15 protein-coding genes and 1 pseudogene are annotated in these 16,997 nt (G+C 47.9%); 15 read left to right on the top strand and 1 reads right to left on the bottom strand.

Annotation, left to right across the window (positions count from 1 at the left end; genetic code table 11):
• Positions 1–22 precede the first annotated feature (22 nt).
• The 6 genes from fliF to lolD all read left to right on the top strand — a co-directional run bounded on the left by fliF (position 23) and on the right by lolD (position 6,756).
• A complete protein-coding gene (gene fliF / locus OEY58_14125) occupies positions 23–1,675 on the top strand; it encodes a flagellar basal-body MS-ring/collar protein FliF (GenBank protein ID MDH5326588.1) in 1,653 nt (550 codons plus the stop codon).
• Positions 1,672–2,673, top strand: coding sequence for a flagellar motor switch protein FliG (fliG, locus tag OEY58_14120; protein MDH5326587.1), 1,002 nt, complete (start codon positions 1,672–1,674; stop codon positions 2,671–2,673). The genes fliF and fliG overlap by 4 nt, the downstream gene beginning before the upstream one ends.
• Positions 2,660–3,313 (top strand): flagellar assembly protein FliH, encoded by a 654-nt coding sequence (locus OEY58_14115; protein MDH5326586.1) that lies wholly within the window; start codon positions 2,660–2,662, stop codon positions 3,311–3,313. The genes fliG and OEY58_14115 overlap by 14 nt, the downstream gene beginning before the upstream one ends.
• Before the next feature lies 1 nt (position 3,314).
• Entirely contained in the window at positions 3,315–4,733 is a 1,419-nt protein-coding gene (fliI, locus tag OEY58_14110) for a flagellar protein export ATPase FliI (GenBank protein MDH5326585.1), read from the top strand.
• 78 nt (positions 4,734–4,811) lie between these two features.
• Positions 4,812–6,059: a lipoprotein-releasing ABC transporter permease subunit gene (locus OEY58_14105; protein MDH5326584.1), complete on the top strand. Its 1,248-nt coding sequence runs from the start codon at positions 4,812–4,814 to the stop codon at positions 6,057–6,059.
• On the top strand, positions 6,052–6,756 hold the full coding sequence (gene lolD / locus OEY58_14100; GenBank protein ID MDH5326583.1) for a lipoprotein-releasing ABC transporter ATP-binding protein LolD: 705 nt from the start codon (positions 6,052–6,054) through the stop codon (positions 6,754–6,756). The genes OEY58_14105 and lolD overlap by 8 nt, the downstream gene beginning before the upstream one ends.
• Positions 6,757–6,966: 210 nt before the next feature.
• On the opposite strand, the pseudogene OEY58_14095 reads toward lolD, so the two are convergent.
• Positions 6,967–7,467, bottom strand: a pseudogene (locus OEY58_14095) (DUF2062 domain-containing protein).
• 89 nt (positions 7,468–7,556) lie between these two features.
• Between OEY58_14095 and OEY58_14090 the strand changes: the two are divergent.
• The 9 genes from OEY58_14090 to OEY58_14050 form a co-directional block, all read left to right on the top strand.
• On the top strand, positions 7,557–9,914 hold the full coding sequence (locus tag OEY58_14090; protein MDH5326582.1) for a DNA internalization-related competence protein ComEC/Rec2: 2,358 nt from the start codon (positions 7,557–7,559) through the stop codon (positions 9,912–9,914).
• Positions 9,915–9,990: 76 nt separating this feature from the next.
• Positions 9,991–10,611: a MotA/TolQ/ExbB proton channel family protein gene (locus OEY58_14085; GenBank protein ID MDH5326581.1), complete on the top strand. Its 621-nt coding sequence runs from the start codon at positions 9,991–9,993 to the stop codon at positions 10,609–10,611.
• Positions 10,612–10,653: 42 nt separating this feature from the next.
• Entirely contained in the window at positions 10,654–11,076 is a 423-nt protein-coding gene (locus OEY58_14080) for a biopolymer transporter ExbD (protein ID MDH5326580.1), read from the top strand.
• 9 nt (positions 11,077–11,085) lie between these two features.
• Complete coding sequence (gene msbA, locus OEY58_14075; GenBank protein MDH5326579.1) at positions 11,086–12,837, top strand: lipid A export permease/ATP-binding protein MsbA; 1,752 nt, start codon at positions 11,086–11,088, stop codon at positions 12,835–12,837.
• Positions 12,838–12,858: 21 nt separating this feature from the next.
• Positions 12,859–13,881 (top strand): tetraacyldisaccharide 4'-kinase, encoded by a 1,023-nt coding sequence (lpxK, locus tag OEY58_14070; protein MDH5326578.1) that lies wholly within the window; start codon positions 12,859–12,861, stop codon positions 13,879–13,881.
• A complete protein-coding gene (locus OEY58_14065; GenBank protein MDH5326577.1) occupies positions 13,874–14,056 on the top strand; it encodes a Trm112 family protein in 183 nt (60 codons plus the stop codon). The genes lpxK and OEY58_14065 overlap by 8 nt, the downstream gene beginning before the upstream one ends.
• A 17-nt stretch (positions 14,057–14,073) precedes the next feature.
• Positions 14,074–14,847, top strand: coding sequence for a 3-deoxy-manno-octulosonate cytidylyltransferase (gene kdsB / locus OEY58_14060; GenBank protein ID MDH5326576.1), 774 nt, complete (start codon positions 14,074–14,076; stop codon positions 14,845–14,847).
• A 125-nt stretch (positions 14,848–14,972) separates the two neighbouring features.
• Positions 14,973–16,163: a response regulator gene (locus OEY58_14055; GenBank protein ID MDH5326575.1), complete on the top strand. Its 1,191-nt coding sequence runs from the start codon at positions 14,973–14,975 to the stop codon at positions 16,161–16,163.
• A 118-nt stretch (positions 16,164–16,281) separates the two neighbouring features.
• On the top strand, positions 16,282–16,997 hold a 716-nt coding region (locus OEY58_14050; protein ID MDH5326574.1), incomplete at its 3' end, for a PAS domain S-box protein.

Below are 16,997 nucleotides of genomic sequence, written 5' to 3'. Positions count from 1 at the left end.
AAAGGAACTGATAGAAAAAACAATGGCAACCGCAACCCAGGAAACCAGAACCGTAACCGTTAATGGTCTGGACGCAGCAACCATGTTGCGTCAGCTCGGTTTTTTTGTTGCTTTAGCGGCAAGCTTTGTTATCGCCGGTTGGGTTTTGCTGTGGTCGCAGGAACCAAATTACAGTGTGTTGTTTTCTTCATTGGAGGAAAGAGAAGCCAGTATTGTTCTGGATGCACTCCAACAGCTGAATATTCAATACAAATTGGATAACAAAACCGGTGCCTTGTTGGTTCCTTCAAAAAGTGTTTATGACGCTCGCATAAATCTGGCGGCGCAAGGGCTGCCAAAAAGTACGGCCGGCGGATTTGCCTCGTTGGATAACGGTGATTCCACCTTTGGGATGAGTGCCGCTAAAGAAACCATTCTGTTTCAACGTGCCTTGGAACGAGAGTTGGTCCAAACCGTTAACAGTATCAGCAATGTGAAATCATCCAGAATTCATTTGGCTATTCCCAAACAGTCTGCCTTTTTAAGGGACCGGCAAAAGCCAAGAGCGTCTGTTATTGTCAGTTTATATCCGGGACGCTCTTTGTCTGAAGGTCAGGTTTCGGCTATCGTGCATTTGGTGGCTTCCAGCGTGCCTAATCTTCAGTTGGAACAAGTAACCGTTGTGGATCAAACCGGCCGTTTATTAACTAATGGGGACAGAACTAAGGATATTGCGTTATCGAGCACTCAATTTGAGTATGCCAGAAAAATTGAGAAAAGCTATCAAGAGCGTATTCAAAACATTCTGACTCCCATACTTGGACCCAATTCCGTTCATGCCCAAGTTACGGCAGAGATTGATTTTACGGTTAATGAACAGACTCAACAAATATTCAATCCTGACTCGCAAACCCCGGTCAGTGTACAGACTTCAGAGGAACAGACTTCGGGTGGGGCTTTTGCGGGTATACCGGGTGCTTTGAGTAATCAACCACCGCAAAATGCAGAAGCACCTGAGAAAGCAAGTGAAGCCGCAGCGGATTCCGGTGGTGGTACGAACCGCATGATGCGTAAGGAAACTAAAAATTATGAAGTAGATAAAACCATCAGTCATACCCGATATGCATCGGGAAACATAAAGCGATTGTCAGCAGCCGTTGTCGTGGATGATAAAGTAAACGTAAACAAAGACGGCGTCAGGTCCAAAATCACACGAAGCCCTGAAGAGATTCTCAGAATCACTGAGCTGGTTAAGAAGGCCATTGGGTTTGATCTGAAACGAGGCGACACCGTAAATGTGGTCAATGAATCCTTTACGGTACCGGAAACACCTGAGCAACTGCCTGAAACACCGATCTGGGAGCGTCCCTGGATCTGGGATGTAGCTAAGCAAGCTCTTGCCGGGTTGTTGCTTATTTTTATTGTATTTGGCGTGTTAAAACCAGCGTTAAAATCCTTTGGTAAGTCTATTGCCCCATCCATTGCATTACCTCCCGGAGAGGAGGGCAAGGATGGTCGGATATCCGGTGCATCCGGAGTTCAGGCCGATAAAGTCACACTGGGTTCAGGCGGAGCCGTGCAAATTGAGGCGCCGCCCAGTCAACACGATATGAATATGCTCACGGCTCAGCAGTTGGTGAAGGATGATCCAAAGCTGGTTGCACAGGTTGTTAAAAACTGGGTTTCAAACGAATGAGCGATGCGAGTGACGGAGCCAGCAAAGCAGCAATTCTGATGATGAGCCTGGGTGAACAGGCCGCGGCAGAAGTGCTCAAGCATATGGAGCCGAAAGAGGTACAAGCACTGGGTGCTGCGATGGCAACTGTGTCCAATGTCACTCGTTCGCAAGTGGAAAAAGTAGTACATGAGTTTTGTGAGACCGTGCAGTCCCAAACGGCTTTAGGATTGGGTTCCGATGAGTACATTCGTAACGTATTGATGAATGCATTGGGTGCGGACAAAGCCAATGGAATGATCGACCGTATCTTGCATGGGGCGAATACAAAAGGATTGGAAACCCTCAAGTGGATGGAGCCGCGTTCGGTGGCGGAAATCATTCGACTGGAACATCCGCAAATCATCGCCATTGTTTTATCGTATTTAGAAAGCGATCAGGCTGCTGAAGTGTTGATGCATTTCCCGGAGAAAGTCAGGGCCGATGTGGTCATGCGTATTGCCACTATAGATGGCATTCAACCCGGAGCGTTGAAAGAGTTGAATGAAATTCTGGAAAAACAGTTTTCAGGAAATAGCGGAGTTAAATCCTCGAATGTAGGTGGTATAAAAACCGCTGCTAACATTCTCAACTTTGTAGACAGTTCGGTGGAAGGCGAGATCATGGATAGTGTTAAAGAATTTGACAATGACTTGGGTCAACAAATTCAAGATTTGATGTTTGTTTTTGAAAATCTCATGGAAGTATCGGATCGCGATATTCAAACCTTACTGCGGGAAATATCTTCCGATTCCCTGGTGCTCGCTTTAAAAGGCGCGGATGATAATTTGAAAGAGAAAATATTCAAAAATATGTCAAAACGGGCTGCGGAAATGCTTCGGGATGATCTGGAAGCAAAAGGTCCGGTTAAACTCAGCGATGTGGAAAGCTCGCAAAAAGAGATTTTATCGATTGCACGCAAGCTTGCAGATGCTGGTGATATTTCATTAGGTGGCGGTGGTGGAGATGAATACATCTAAAATTATGCCGAGAGGCAGCACAGATAAGGCGAAGCGCTGGACGGCGCCTAATGTGGAAGGAGAAGTGGGTCTTACCCAGTCTACCCAGGAGCAGAAACTAACTCCAGTGACAGCGGAAGCCATAGAGAAAATTCAAAATGAGGCTTATAAAGAAGCCTATGATGAAGGCTATGGTAACGGTTACAAGGAAGGGATCAATGCAGGATCCGGCAAAGTTAAGGAACTGGCTGAAACAATGGAAAAAGCATTAAACCTGCTCAGTGAACCCTTTGCCGAGCTGGACCGGCAGATGGAATCGGAGATAGTCACCCTTGCTGCTTTGATTGCCAAACAATTGGTACGCAGGGAGATAAAAACCGATCCGGCTCAAATAGTGGCAACGGTTCGCGAAGCGGTGCTGGTGCTGCCTGTTGCTTCAAGGAATGTGAATGTCTATCTGCAACCGGAGGATGCGCAAATCGTGCGAGACAAACTCAATACCTCTGATACCGATCCTGCCTGGAGAATTCTGGAAGACCCTGTGCTTGAACGAGGGGATTGCCGTATCACTACGGAATCTTCCTCTATTGATGCAACATTGGAAAAGCGCCTCGCTTCCATAGTCAGTCAGATTATGGGTGGTGAGCGGGAACAGGATTGATATGGAATCGCGGGAAAGTTTTGAAGCCTTCACTCTACGGTCACAGCACTGGACTGACCGGATTCGTGCCTTGCAACAAAAAGTACAAGGGCCCATATTCAATGTGGAAGGGAAACTGACGCGTATGGTGGGGTTGACCTTGGAAGCCGTGGGTTGTCAGGCGCCCGTTGGTGCCCGCTGCCTGGTAATCGGTCCCAACGAAACCAGTGTGGAAGCGGAAGTTGTGGGGTTTTCCGGCGAGAAGCTCTATTTGATGGCCACCGGTGACATACGAGGCATTACGCCCAATGCCAGGGTGTTACCCACCAATAAGGTGTATTCCGTTCCCGTGGGGGATGTTCTGTTAGGGCGAGTGCTCAGTGGAACCGGCGTGCCGCTGGATGGCTTGGGCAACCTGGAATGTGCGGAAACCCGGGCGCTAAGTGGTCACTTAATTAACCCTTTGTTACGCAGCCCTATACGGGAGCCCTTAGATGTGGGAGTGCGAACCATTAACGCCTTGATGAGCGTGGGGCGAGGGCAACGTATGGGTTTGTTCGCAGGCAGTGGTGTGGGCAAAAGTGTCTTGCTGGGCATGATGACGAGATTTACCAACGCAGATATCGTGGTGGTGGGGCTCATTGGTGAGCGAGGCCGAGAAGTTAAAGAGTTCATTGAAAATATATTGGGAACCGAAGGCATGAAAAAGGCAGTCATTGTGGCTGCGCCGGCGGATGATACGCCCATGGTGAGGTTACATGGGGCTTCTTTAGCGACGACAATTGCCGAATATTACCGGGATAAGGGTAAAAATGTATTGCTGTTAATGGATTCCCTAACCCGATATGCTCAGGCGCAGCGGGAAATAGGCCTTGCCATAGGGGAGCCTCCTGCCACCAAGGGGTATCCACCGTCCGTGTTTGCCAAAATTCCTCAGTTGGTGGAGCGGGCAGGCAACGGACCGCAGGGTGGGGGATCCATAACCGCTTTTTATACGGTTCTAACAGAGGGTGACGACAATAATGATCCCATTGCTGATGCGGCCCGAGCTATTCTGGACGGACATGTGGTGTTGTCGCGGGAGCTGGCGGAGTCGGGTCTGTATCCAGCCATTGATGTGGAGGCGTCCATTAGCCGGGCAATGACAGAAATCACCACGGCCGATCACCAGGTTGCGGCCAATATGTTTAAGAAAAACTATTCGACCTACCGGCAAAATCGTGACTTAATCAGTGTAGGAGCTTATCAAGCCGGCGCGGACCCGGATATCGATAAGGCAATCGCTCTGAATCCGAAAATGCGGGAATTTCTGCAACAAAATATGCATGAGGCGGTTAGCGTCGTGCAAAGTGTCAGTGCCTTAAAGCATCTCCTGCAACTTGATGCAGGTACTCCAAATATGGCTCAACTTGCTCCGGAAACTGATGCCGATCGCAGATGAAAAAGCTTGTGACACAATAGTTTGGTCGTGGTAGTATCGCCCAATGATTATGCCCCAGTCGCACCAAATCTAACCCGTATGTACAAACCTCTGGAAATCTTTATTGGGTTGAGATACCTGCGCGCCAAACGGCGTAACCGCTTCATTTCCTTTATTGCTTTTATTACCGTCCTGGGAATTTTATTGGGCGTCACCGCTCTGATTACCGTATTGTCGGTCATGAACGGTTTTGTCACCGAATTACGAGAACGCATTTTAGGTATGGCCTCGCATGTCACGGTGAGCAGTTTTGACGGCCACTTGGCTGAATGGCGCAATGTACAAACAGATTTGGAAAAACATGCCCGGGTTATTGGTGTTGCCCCCTTTGTTCAGGGTGAAGGTATGCTGTCATCCGGGCAGCAAGTCAAAGGTGTTCAAGTAAAGGGCATTTTACCGAATCAGGAGCCTAAAGTTTCCGATGTGCACGGAAAAATGGTCAGCGGCTCGATGGAGCAACTCAAAGCCGGGGAATACAATATTATCCTGGGTGCTACTCTGAAACGGGCTTTGCAAGTGCGTATTGGAGAAAAAATCACCCTGGTCACGCCGCAGGCTATCAATACACCGGCCGGGGTTCTGCCGCGCTTGAAGCGCTTTACTGTCGTGGGTATATTTGAAGTTGGACACAATGAATACGATTCTGCCGTGGCCTTTGTACATATGGCAGATGCTGCGAAATTATATCGCATGCGAGATGATGTGAGTGGCTTGCGCGTTAAATTGGACGATCTATTTGAGGCCAGCGCAGTTAGCTATGAATTGTCCAATAAGACCAATGGAGAATTTTGGATTACAGATTGGACTCGGCAACATGCTAATTTTTTCCGTGCAGTGCAGTTGGAAAAACGCATGATGTTTCTGGTTTTAATGATTATCGTTGTCGTAGCGGCATTTAATATTGTTTCCACTATGGTGATGGTGGTTACCGATAAGCAGAGTGATATTGCTATATTACGAACCCTGGGTGTGTCTCCCGGAAGCATTATGGGTATCTTCATGGTGCAGGGAGTGGTTATTGGTTTTGCCGGCACCATGCTGGGCATGGTTTGCGGGGTCGCTCTGGCCATGAATGTAGATGCCGTGATTGCATTTATCGAGCAGATTATGGGTATTAAATTTATGCCTGCAGATGTGTACTATATCAGTGATTTTCCATCTGAATTACATTGGGATGATGTGTTTCAAGTCTGCGGAATCTCCTTTCTGATCAGCCTGGTGGCTACTATCTATCCCGCCAGAAAAGCCGCCAAAACCCAACCGGCAGAGGCTTTGCGCTATGAGTGAGGTGTCTGTGATGGATGAAATCACACCGGTGTTGCAGTGCAAAAATCTGGTTAAATCCTTCAAGGAAGCTTCGTTCGGTGTGGATGTTCTCAAAGGTGTGAATCTGACCGTGAATCCGGGAGAACAAATCGCCATAATGGGTGCGTCCGGGTCCGGAAAAAGCACCTTATTACATTTACTGGGTGGATTGGACCAATGTAGTAGTGGTGAAGTGTGGGTTAATGGTAAAGCTTTTTCCACCATGGGCGAATCTCAGCGGGGACGAATTCGAAATGAAACCTTGGGTTTTGTTTATCAGTTTCATCATTTATTGCAGGAATTTACCGCGCTGGAAAACGCGGCCATGCCCTTGCTGGTCAGGGGGGAGGCACCTAAAGTAGCGGCCCAAAAAGCCCGGACCATGCTGGAGAAAGTGGGTTTATCTGCCCGCCTCAAGCATAAGCCATCAGAGTTGTCCGGTGGTGAAAGACAACGCACCGCTATTGCTCGTGCATTAATTACCAACCCATTGTGTGTATTGGCAGACGAGCCCACAGGTAATCTGGATCATGGCACTGCCGAATCTGTGTACGAATTAATGTTGGAGTTGAACGCCCAGTTGGGAACCAGCATTATTATGGTGACTCACGACAAGGGGCTGGCCGATCGCATGCAACGACTATACATCCTGGAAGACGGCATTCTTCGACTACAATAACCCCCCCAGACATACATCTGCGGTGTTGGTGTGATGGCTTGTTGTGGCTTGTTGTAGTTTGTTGTTGTGTGTTTTGTTAATGCCTTGTGAAAGCGATGTGAAAGCCTTGTGCTAGTGTTCATGTGTTTGACTTGTTGGCGTCGTCCGGGGTTTGGACGCTGCATCGTCCTTGGTTTGTACCGGCTTGCTCTTCAATATATCTCGCGATATCTTTCTTTGTCTCCATAATTGTTGTACTTTTAGACGCCATAACATGCGAACGCCTAGTCCGCCCACTAAGGCGCTGGTGGCTCCTACAATGAAGCAACCCAGCAAAAAAGGTTGCCATATGGTGCTTAAACCATGAGCGAGCCATTCGAAGCTGAGTTCAAACTGGAATTCCGATGGAGGAACATCCAGAACCCATACGCCGATTTTGTAGGCAAAATAAAACAAGGGTGGCATGGTAATGGGGTTGCTAACCCATACTAAAGCAACTGAGATGGGTAGGTTTACTCGTACGACAACGGCTGCGATAGCCGCCAGCAGCATTTGAAAGGGGACGGGTACAAACGCCATAAACAGGCCCACTGCCACTGCCCCCGAAATGGATCTGCGATTAAGATGAAGCAGATTGGGGTCATTGAGCAAGGGACGAATCAGACGTAAATGTTTATGGTCACGAATTTTATCGTGGTCCGGGACATACCGCTTAAAGTATCGCCTTGGCATTTAACAACTACCGGTTAACAAAGTGTAAACAATTATATAAGTCAAACATGCGAATAACAGCGCTAGGTTTATTGCTAGGAGTGGTGCTATTGCAGTTTCAACCACAAGTCCCGGATGCGGCATGGTCGTGGTTGCTGGTTCTCCTGCTGCCTGTCGCCTTTAAGTATTCACATTTCCGGCCAATTTTGATGCCCTGTATTGGATTTCTATGGGCGGTATTACATGCCCAGGTTCAAGTCCATGACACCTTATCCCCCTCATTGGAAGGCCGTGATCTTATTCTATCCGGTGAGGTGAAATCCCTACCGGTGTATGACGATCAACACGTTACGTTTGAGTTTACCATCAAAAAGTTATGGAACATAGATGCCTTGGGTGTCAAATTGGAATCCCCCAATTTTTATCCGAGCAAGGTTCGCTTGCAATGGTATAACGGCGACAACATCTTACAGCCAGGCCAATCCTGGTTGTTATTGGTACGTTTGAAACGGCCTCACGGGAACTTGAATCCCGGTGGTTTTGACCGGGAGCAGTGGTTGTTCAAGAAGGGTATTGGTGCAACCGGATATGTGTTGGAGCATCGTGGCAAACGCGGCAAAAGACTTGCGGCTGCATTGCCGGAATTACCCTTGAATCGTCCTTTTGCCACCAGCCCCCGTTTTGGATTGGATACCGTGAGGGATCGCTTACGCCGCTCCATCATGAATGCTGTGGAGACTTCGCCTAATAAGGGCTTGCTGGGGGCACTTACCCTGGGAGATCGTCAATATATCTCCCCGGAACAGTGGCAAGTGCTGACGGCAACAGGAACCAATCATTTAATGGCCATTTCCGGTTTACATATAGGGATGGTGGCGGGTTTATTGTTTTTTTTGGGGCGTTGGTTGTGGGTATACATACCGCGGGCCCCTTTAAGATTTCCTGCGGCCAAAGCGGGGGCTCTGTTAGCATTGCCTGGTGCCTGTATTTACGCTGCCTTGGCCGGTTTTTCCATCCCCACTCAAAGGGCGCTGATTATGGTGGCTGTGGTCATGCTGGTTTTGTTGCTGCAACGACAAGTCAAAGGCAGTACGGTTCTAGCCTTAGCGCTGATATTTGTTCTGGGATTGGATCCCATGGCGGCTATGGATGTAGGGTTTTGGTTGTCTTTTTCAGCAGTTGCCCTTATTTTATTTGCGTCAGGCGGACGCTTGAAAACGCAGGGGTGGTGGTGGCGTTGGGGCCGTCTGCAGTTTGTGTTGTTTCTGGGTTTATTTCCTATCTTATTGATAATATATGGAAAACTGTCTTTATCTTCACCTGTGGCCAATACCCTGGCCATTCCGGTAGTGAGTTTTGTCACCGTACCTTTAGCATTGAGCGGTACTTTGTTCATTGAGGTTTTTCCTGCGTTCGGAGCTCTCTTACTCGAGGGAGCGGATCTCAGTCTGAGCCTGCTGTGGTGGGGTTTGTCCCGGTTGGCAGACTGGGACGCGCTGCAACTGCAGTTTTTTAGTCCTCCCGGATGGACGCTGGTTCCTGCAATCCTGGGTTTACTCTGGATGTTGATGCCTGCCGGTATTCCGGCAAGACTCCTGGGGATATTTTGGTTCCTGCCGATGCTGATGATCCGACCCGAATCACCACAATCAGGACAATTCTATTTTACTTTGCTTGACGTGGGTCAGGGGCTGGCCGCTGTGGTACAAACCCGCCATCATGTGCTTTTGTTTGATACGGGACCACGTTTTCGTAGTGGTCATAATACCGGAGAGTCGGTGGTTTTACCTTATTTACGGCATCAGGGATTGAATCACCTGGACCGTCTCATTATCAGCCACACCGACACCGATCATGTAGGGGGGGCAGAATCGGTCAGTAAGAGTGTACCTGTAAGCGAGCTGCTATCCGGAGAACCTGAGCTATTAACTGGGATTAAAGCCGCTGCGGTGGCACCGTGTAATGCGGGAGAGAGCTGGATTTGGGATGACGTGAGTTTTACAATACTGCACCCCACCGACCAATGGCGCCGGCAGGTGAAAGAAAATAACAACCTTTCCTGTGTACTTCGGGTCAGTTCGGCGGATGGTGGCCGCGTGCTCATCCCGGGGGATATAGAAAAAGCGGCGGAGGACTGGCTGGTGGCGACCAGAAGCGGGGAGTTGCGAGCGGACGTTTTGGTGGCGCCACATCACGGCAGTAACACCTCGTCCAGCGCCGGTTTTTTGGATGCGGTTGCACCCCAAGTCGTGGTGTTACCCGTGGGGTTTCGCAACCGCTACGGGTTTCCCAAGGCAGAGGTGCTACAGCGCTACCGCCAACGCGATATGCAGCTGTACGATTCCGCCCAGCACGGTGCCATTCGCTTTCGAAGTGAGTCTGGGGGGATGGTATTGGATCAGGCTTATCGTCTTTCGCAACAACGATATTGGCATTCAAATATAAGAAATTGGTACAGTTTTTGGTAAACTATACGCTCTTGGGCTACCGGCGCAGCCCGGACTTTGCTACATTACGTAAAATCCAAAATAAAGGAAGACCATAGTGTTTGAAATTGTAAAAGCCGGCGGTTGGTTAATGGTACCGCTTATTTTATGTTCCGTTGTCGCCTTAGCCATTATCGGGGAACGGCTTTGGGCGCTGCAGAAAAAACGCGTCATTCCCAAACATCTGGTGGCTCAAATTTGGCACTGGCATAGTCAAGGACAATTGGGTGAGGAACAAATCAATATTATCAAAAAAGGTTCACCACTGGGACGTGTCTTGGCTGCAGGATTGACCAATATGCATCACAACCGCGAAGTAATGAAAGAGAGTATCGAAGAAATTGGCCGACATGAAGTCCATGAGCTGGAACGATATTTAAACTCCCTAGGCACCGTGGCTTCCATTACTCCGTTAATCGGGCTGTTGGGAACGGTCATTGGTATGATTGAGGTGTTCAGCATTATCACTCAGGAAGGTGTAGGTAATCCCACGGTATTATCCGGTGGTATTTCAAAAGCCTTGATAACGACCGCAGCCGGTTTGTCGGTGGCCATCCCCGCCTTAATGTTTTACCGCTATTTACGGGGTCGTGTGGAAGAGTTGGTGGTCTTCATGGAGGCCGAAGCCATCAAGCTGGTTGAAGTGATCCACGGTGACAGGGATCGCTCGAAAAAGTAATTCGTACCTGTCCAACCCTATAGTTTAAAGGATTCTTTCTCAGTGAATTTAAAACAGTCCAAACAGGAAGAACTGGATGTAAATATCACACCGTTGATTGACGTTGTGTTTTTACTTCTTATTTTCTTCATGGTTTCCACCACATTTGAAAGACAATCGGAAATCGAAGTGGTACTGCCTAAAGCCGCGATAGATGCCCCGCAAAAAGAAACTTTTGTTATGGAAATCGTCATTAATGCGGAAGGGACTTATTTCATCAATGGCAAACGGGTGATTAACACGCAAATCGACACCTTGAAAAAAGCCATGTTAAAGGTAGCCAATGGCAGAGAGGACCCACCCATCATTGTGAGTGCCGATGCTAACACCACACACCAATCAGTGGTCACCGTCATGGATGCAGCACGGCAGTTGGGCTTTGTCCATCTGAGTTTTGCTACCACGCAAACCACGTCATCCCAGTAAGGCGGGGTGATGGCTCAGGCTGGTAATCAGGACGCAGCATCCGCTGTGTATAAACGCCTGTTGCGTTTTACACGCCCCTATCTTGGCGGATTTATGGTAGCAGTTTTCGGTATGACTCTTGTGGCCGCCACTGAAACCGGTTTTGCCGCCATGATGGAACCTCTGTTGGATGGCACGTTTATTCATAAAGATCCCAAAGTCATTAAGTATTTACCGGGAGCATTGCTCCTGTTGTTTTTGATTCGCGGAGTAGGTGCGTTTCTTACCCGTTTTTATATGGAATGGGTGGGTCGCAATGTGATTCGTGATTTACGTCGGCTTATCTTTGAACATTTACTGCGGTTACCCAGTCGTTTTTTTGATACTCATAACAAGGGGCAATTGACCTCTAAATTGATCTACGATGTAGAACAAGTAGCAGGGGCTACAACCAACGCCCTAACCGTGTTAATACGGGATACCCTCACTGTGCTCGGCTTGTTGATCTGGATGATTATTATCAGCTGGCAGCTAACTCTGTTTTATTTGGTAGTGACACCGGTAATTGGCGGTTTGGTGGTGTATGTGAGCAAGCGTTTTCGGCGTATCAGTCGGAAAATACAAACATCCATGGGGAGTGTGTCGCAAGTATCACAACAGGTGATAGAAGGGCAGCGGGTGGTCAAAGTATACGGTGCGGAGGAATACGAGAAACGGGTCTTTGAACAAGCCAATGAATTTAACCGGCGCCAATTTATGAAAATGGCCATTACCAGCGGCTTGAACGTGCCCATCTCGCAATTTTTTGCGGCTCTGGCCTTGGCCTGTGTTGTTTACTTCGTCACCAAAGAAACCACTATCACCACACCCGGCGTGTTCATGTCCTTTGTATCGGCCAGTTTATTGCTGTTACCACCCATGAAGCGACTGACTCAAGTTACCGAAAATATTCAACGTGGTGTGGCTGCTGCACAAAGTTTGTTTGAACTATTGGATACGCAAGCTGAAATAGATACGGGTACGCTCAGTTTGGATAAGCCCAGGGGTGAGGTGGAGTTTAGAAACATTGGCTTCAGTTATGACCGTGATAGAGAACAGCAGGTTTTAAAAGGGGTAAGCCTCAAAGTGAGCGCAGGCCAAACCGTTGCCTTTGTAGGGCGTTCCGGAAGCGGCAAAAGCACATTGGTGAGTTTGTTACCACGCTTTTACGATCCTCAACAGGGAGAAATTCTTCTGGATGGGATTCCTTTAGGGGAGTTACGATTAAGTAACCTGCGTCAGCACATCGCCTTGGTGAGCCAGGATGTCACCTTGTTCAACGATACCGTTGCCAACAACATCGCCTATGGTTGTCAAGATACAGATAGAGAACACATTGTCAAAGCAGCTACCGCAGCTCACGCCATGGAGTTTATTCAGGAATTGCCTCAAGGTTTGGATACCCTGATCACGGAGCAGGGTAGTTTGTCCGGAGGACAACGGCAAAGAGTTGCCATCGCTCGGGCTTTATTAAAAGACGCACCCATATTAATCCTGGATGAGGCGACCTCCGCTTTAGATAACGAATCGGAACGAATTATTCAGGATGCACTGGAAATCCTTATGCAAGGACGAACCACCTTTGTCATTGCTCATAGACTGTCGACGGTGGAGAACGCCGATTTGATCGTGGTTATGAATGAAGGTCGAATTGTTGAGCAAGGTAAACATGCAGAGCTATTGGCCTTGAGTGGCACTTATGCGGCATTACACACAATGCAGTTTACAGAGAACCCAGAGTAGGGTTGCAGAGGGCGAATTCCGGTGAACCGACTGGTGGATTGCTGGTATGGTAAGACTTGCATCATCTCCTGGTTGTTGCTGCCATTGTCTTTGTTGTTTGCCACTTTAGCGGGTTTGCGTCGAACGCTGTATGGGCTGGGAGTGCTGAAAAGTCAATCGCTGCCGGTGCCGGTGATTGTGGTAGGCAATATTACAGTAGGGGGTACGGGTAAAACACCTTTAGTGATAGCCTTGGTTAAGCGCTTGCAACAAAGCGGCTTTAAACCGGGAATTATAAGCCGGGGGTACGGCGGCAACTCCAGGCAATGGCCACTTGCCGTTAGCGCTGACTCGGATCCAAATGAAGCCGGGGATGAACCGGTCCTGTTAGCGATGCGAACCCAATGTCCGGTCGTGGTAGGCCCAAACCGCGTTGAAGACGGGAAACGATTGTTGCAGCAGTTTGATTGTGATGTGTTGTTGTGTGACGACGGTTTACAGCATTATGCCTTGAAGCGAGATGTGGAAATTGCTGTCACTGATGCCGATCGTCGCTTTGGCAATGGTTGGCTGCTGCCCGCCGGACCTTTGCGTGAACCGGTGTCGCGGTTGAAAACGGTGGATTTTGTAGTGAGTAACGGCGACGGAAAAACGGCCGGTTGCGAAGAGTTTTCCATGAATTTGGTCTACGATCACGTGTATCGCCTCGATGATAGCCGTGTGACAAAACCTGTGGTGGAACTAAAAGACCGGACCGTCAATGCTGTTGCTGGAATTGGAAATCCAAAACGGTTTTTTCAATTGTTGGAGCGCAATAAAATCAAAGTGACACCTCGGAGTTTTGCCGATCATCATCAATATTCAAAAGAAGATTTGGTATTTAATGACGGCAAATGGATACTGATGACTGAAAAGGATGCAGTAAAAATAAAGAGTTTAAAGCACCAAAAGGGCCATAAATTTTCCAGTGAGCACATGTGGGTGCTTCCGGTTCAGGCACAATTGGATGAAACATTTTATTATAATTTATTAATCAAACTAAATGAGCGAGTAAAAAATGGATAGAAAACTGTTAGATATACTGGTATGTCCGCTGTGTAAAGGTCCGCTGGTTTTCAATCAGGACAAAGCCGAACTGGTCTGTAAAGGTGATCGTCTGGCTTTCCCGATTCGAGAGGATATTCCTGTTATGTTGGAAGAAGAAGCTCGGCAGTTGGCTGCTGACGAGGAAGTGGCTTAAGCCGCGTACTGAGTAATATGTCATTTACGGTTGTCATTCCGGCCCGATATGCCTCGTCCCGCTTACCCGGGAAGCCCTTGCTTGATATCGCCGGCAAAAGTTTGTTGCAACGCGTGTATGAGTTGGCTATGGCCAGCGCAGCACATCGGGTTATCATCGCTACCGATGATGAGCGTATACACGATACGGCTACCGGATTCGGGGCTCAGGTATGCATGACGACAGATAAGCCCAGCAGTGGGACTGAACGCATCGCGGAAGTCATTGACCTGATGCGATTGCCTCAGGGCGAAATCATTGTCAATGTGCAGGGGGACGAGCCCATGTTGCCTCCGGTACTTATCGATCTCACCGTACGAACTCTAATGGAGAAAACCGCAGCGGCTATGGCAACACTTTGCTATCCCATAGACAACTTGGAAGAGCTGCTAAATCCCAATGTGGTCAAAGTCACCATGAACACACTGGGATATGCCTTGTATTTCAGTCGGGCCCCCATACCCTGGGACAGAGACCGCTTCGATGCGCAGACACTAAGTGCCAAGATGGGATTGCCGTTGGAGCGGGGCAAGTTTTTTCGCCATCTGGGAATTTATGCCTATCGTGCGGGGTTTGTGTCCCAATACGTTATCACTCAGCCATCACCGCTGGAACAACTGGAGAAGCTGGAGCAATTGCGAGTTCTTGATAATAATCAACGAATTGCGGTTGCAGTGTCGCCCAAAGACCCGGGAGTGGGAGTGGATACTCCGGAGGATCTGGAAAAAGTGCGGGCATTACTCAAATGTTGAAACCCAAGATCCTTCATTCCAATACCAGATGAAAAAGTCTACTATTGTAGTGGCTATTGATTTGGCATATAGTTGACCAATTTAGTAAATTTTGTCCACGCATACCAAAAATAGGGAAAAAGGTGATGAGCTCAAGTAGGTTGCTGAAACAATCTAAGAGTTTGGCAGGTATTTTAGTAGTAGAGGACACCCCCATTAACCTGGACCTGCTAACCCACGCTGTTGAGGATATGGGGCACAAGGTCATTCAGGCTGTAAATGGTACTGAGGCACTGGAAGCCGTAGACACGCACAAGCCCGACCTGGTATTGCTGGATTATTTGTTACCTGATATACAGGGAATCGATGTATTAAAGGCAATACGAGTCAAATATTCGACAATTCAGCTGCCGGTTATTATTGTCACGGCTTTCTATGAAGCTGCCAAGGTTATTGAAGCAATACAGCATGGTGCCAACGACTATATTCACAAACCCTTTGATTTTGAGGTGCTTCAGGCGCGAATCGAATCCAATTTGCTGCTGAAGTTTAACGAAGAAAAACTACAACTGGCCAAAGAGGAAGCTGAAGCGGCCAACGAAGCAAAAACGGATTTTTTGTCCATGATCAGCCATGAATTGCGTACTCCCTTGTCGGCAATTGTTGGATTTTGTCAGGTCATGCAATATGAGATGAGAGAAAATGATGATGCGCACTACTTGGAAAATATTGGTCATATATTAACATCCAGTAACCGCATATTATCTTTGACTGATGATTTGTTGGATATCGCCAGAATCGAGAGCCGCAAACTTCGATTGCGTTTTGAAGAAATTTCGATATCTGATATTGTTCATGGCTGTATTTCCGATATCAGGCCCATCATTCAAAGAAACAATAATAAACTGGATATAGAGATAGACAGTACTCATACGATATACACTGACATAGTCCGATTTACTCAAGTTCTGACCAACATCCTCAGCAATGCGGCAAAGTTCACAAGAAATGGAACGATTACTATTCGCACGGAGAAAGTAACGCATAAAAAAGGTAGTTTTTGGAATATTATTGTTCAAGACACCGGTATCGGCATTGCTGAAGAAAAACTCAATAATCTGTTTAGAAAATTCAGTCAGGTGCACGACAAGGCCAATGATTTCATAAAAGGTACGGGGCTGGGATTGATGATATCAAAGCAACTCTGCGAAAAACTGGGTGGCGATATTACCGTGGCAAGCATGGAAGGCATTGGTACTACTTTTACCGTGAGTTTACCGGATAATCAAAACGTCTCAACGCAATCAGACGAAAAGCTTTCGACTACCATTGCCTGAAAAAAGGCAACTGATCCGATGACATGCCGGCAGCGTGAAGGAGAACGGTACAATGGCTGATCAACAAAAACACATTGAACGTGCCCTGCAGGCTGCTGAGATTCGTCGGCGTGCGGTATTGGAAAATATTGTTGATGGTATTATTACTATTAACGAAAGCGGAATTGTTCAGGACTTTAATCGTGCGGCAGAAAAAATATTTGGCTATAAAGCCGATGAAGTGGTCGGTCATAACATTAACAAACTAATGCCCAATCCCTATGCCGAGGAACATGACGGGTACTTGAGCAACTACGTAGAAACCGGCAACGCCAAGATCATAGGTATAGGTCGCGAAGTAGAGGGTATGCGCAAGGACGGAAGTACCTTTCCACTGGAACTTGCGGTCAGTGAAATGCTGATAGACGGCGAGCGCTTGTTCTCGGGTATCGTACGAGATATAACCGAGCGTAAGAATATTGAGCGCACCCTGCGTGCAACTGAGACGCGTCAGCGAGCGGTGCTTGAACACACGGTTGACGGCATTATTACCATTAACGAAAGCGGTATTGTTCAGGATTTTAATCTTGCTGCAGAAAAGATATTTGGATATCAAGCTGATGAGGTTATTGGTAACAATATCAATGTGCTAATGCCCAATCCCTATGCCAGGGAACATGACAGTTACCTGAAAAATTATTTTCAAACCGGAAAGGCCAGGATTATTGGTATAGGTCGTGATGTGGAAGGTATGCGCAAGGACGGCAGTACATTTCCCTTGGAGTTGGCTGTTAGTGAGATGGTGATCGACGGTGAACGTTTGTTCTCAGGAATTGTTCGGGATATTACTGAACG

The sequence above is a fragment of the Gammaproteobacteria bacterium genome (assembly GCA_029882975.1).
Classification (GTDB): Bacteria; Pseudomonadota; Gammaproteobacteria; order SZUA-152; family SZUA-152; genus JAJDNG01.
The sequence above is the reverse complement of the archived record's forward strand: the minus strand, read 5'-3'. Positions and strand labels throughout refer to the sequence as shown.

What these genes read in the sequence shown, in the direction of transcription:
- OEY58_14065 (MDH5326577.1), top strand. Translation starts at nt 13,874, where the DNA reads ATGGATAGAAAACTGTTAGATATACTGGTATGTCCGCTGTGTAAAGGT.
- kdsB (MDH5326576.1), top strand. Translation starts at nt 14,074, where the DNA reads ATGTCATTTACGGTTGTCATTCCGGCCCGATATGCCTCGTCCCGCTTA.
- msbA (MDH5326579.1), top strand. Translation starts at nt 11,086, where the DNA reads ATGGCTCAGGCTGGTAATCAGGACGCAGCATCCGCTGTGTATAAACGC.
- fliF (MDH5326588.1), top strand. Translation starts at nt 23, where the DNA reads ATGGCAACCGCAACCCAGGAAACCAGAACCGTAACCGTTAATGGTCTG.
- OEY58_14105 (MDH5326584.1), top strand. Translation starts at nt 4,812, where the DNA reads ATGTACAAACCTCTGGAAATCTTTATTGGGTTGAGATACCTGCGCGCC.
- OEY58_14115 (MDH5326586.1), top strand. Translation starts at nt 2,660, where the DNA reads ATGAATACATCTAAAATTATGCCGAGAGGCAGCACAGATAAGGCGAAG.
- fliG (MDH5326587.1), top strand. Translation starts at nt 1,672, where the DNA reads ATGAGCGATGCGAGTGACGGAGCCAGCAAAGCAGCAATTCTGATGATG.
- lolD (MDH5326583.1), top strand. Translation starts at nt 6,052, where the DNA reads ATGAGTGAGGTGTCTGTGATGGATGAAATCACACCGGTGTTGCAGTGC.
- fliI (MDH5326585.1), top strand. Translation starts at nt 3,315, where the DNA reads ATGGAATCGCGGGAAAGTTTTGAAGCCTTCACTCTACGGTCACAGCAC.
- OEY58_14055 (MDH5326575.1), top strand. Translation starts at nt 14,973, where the DNA reads ATGAGCTCAAGTAGGTTGCTGAAACAATCTAAGAGTTTGGCAGGTATT.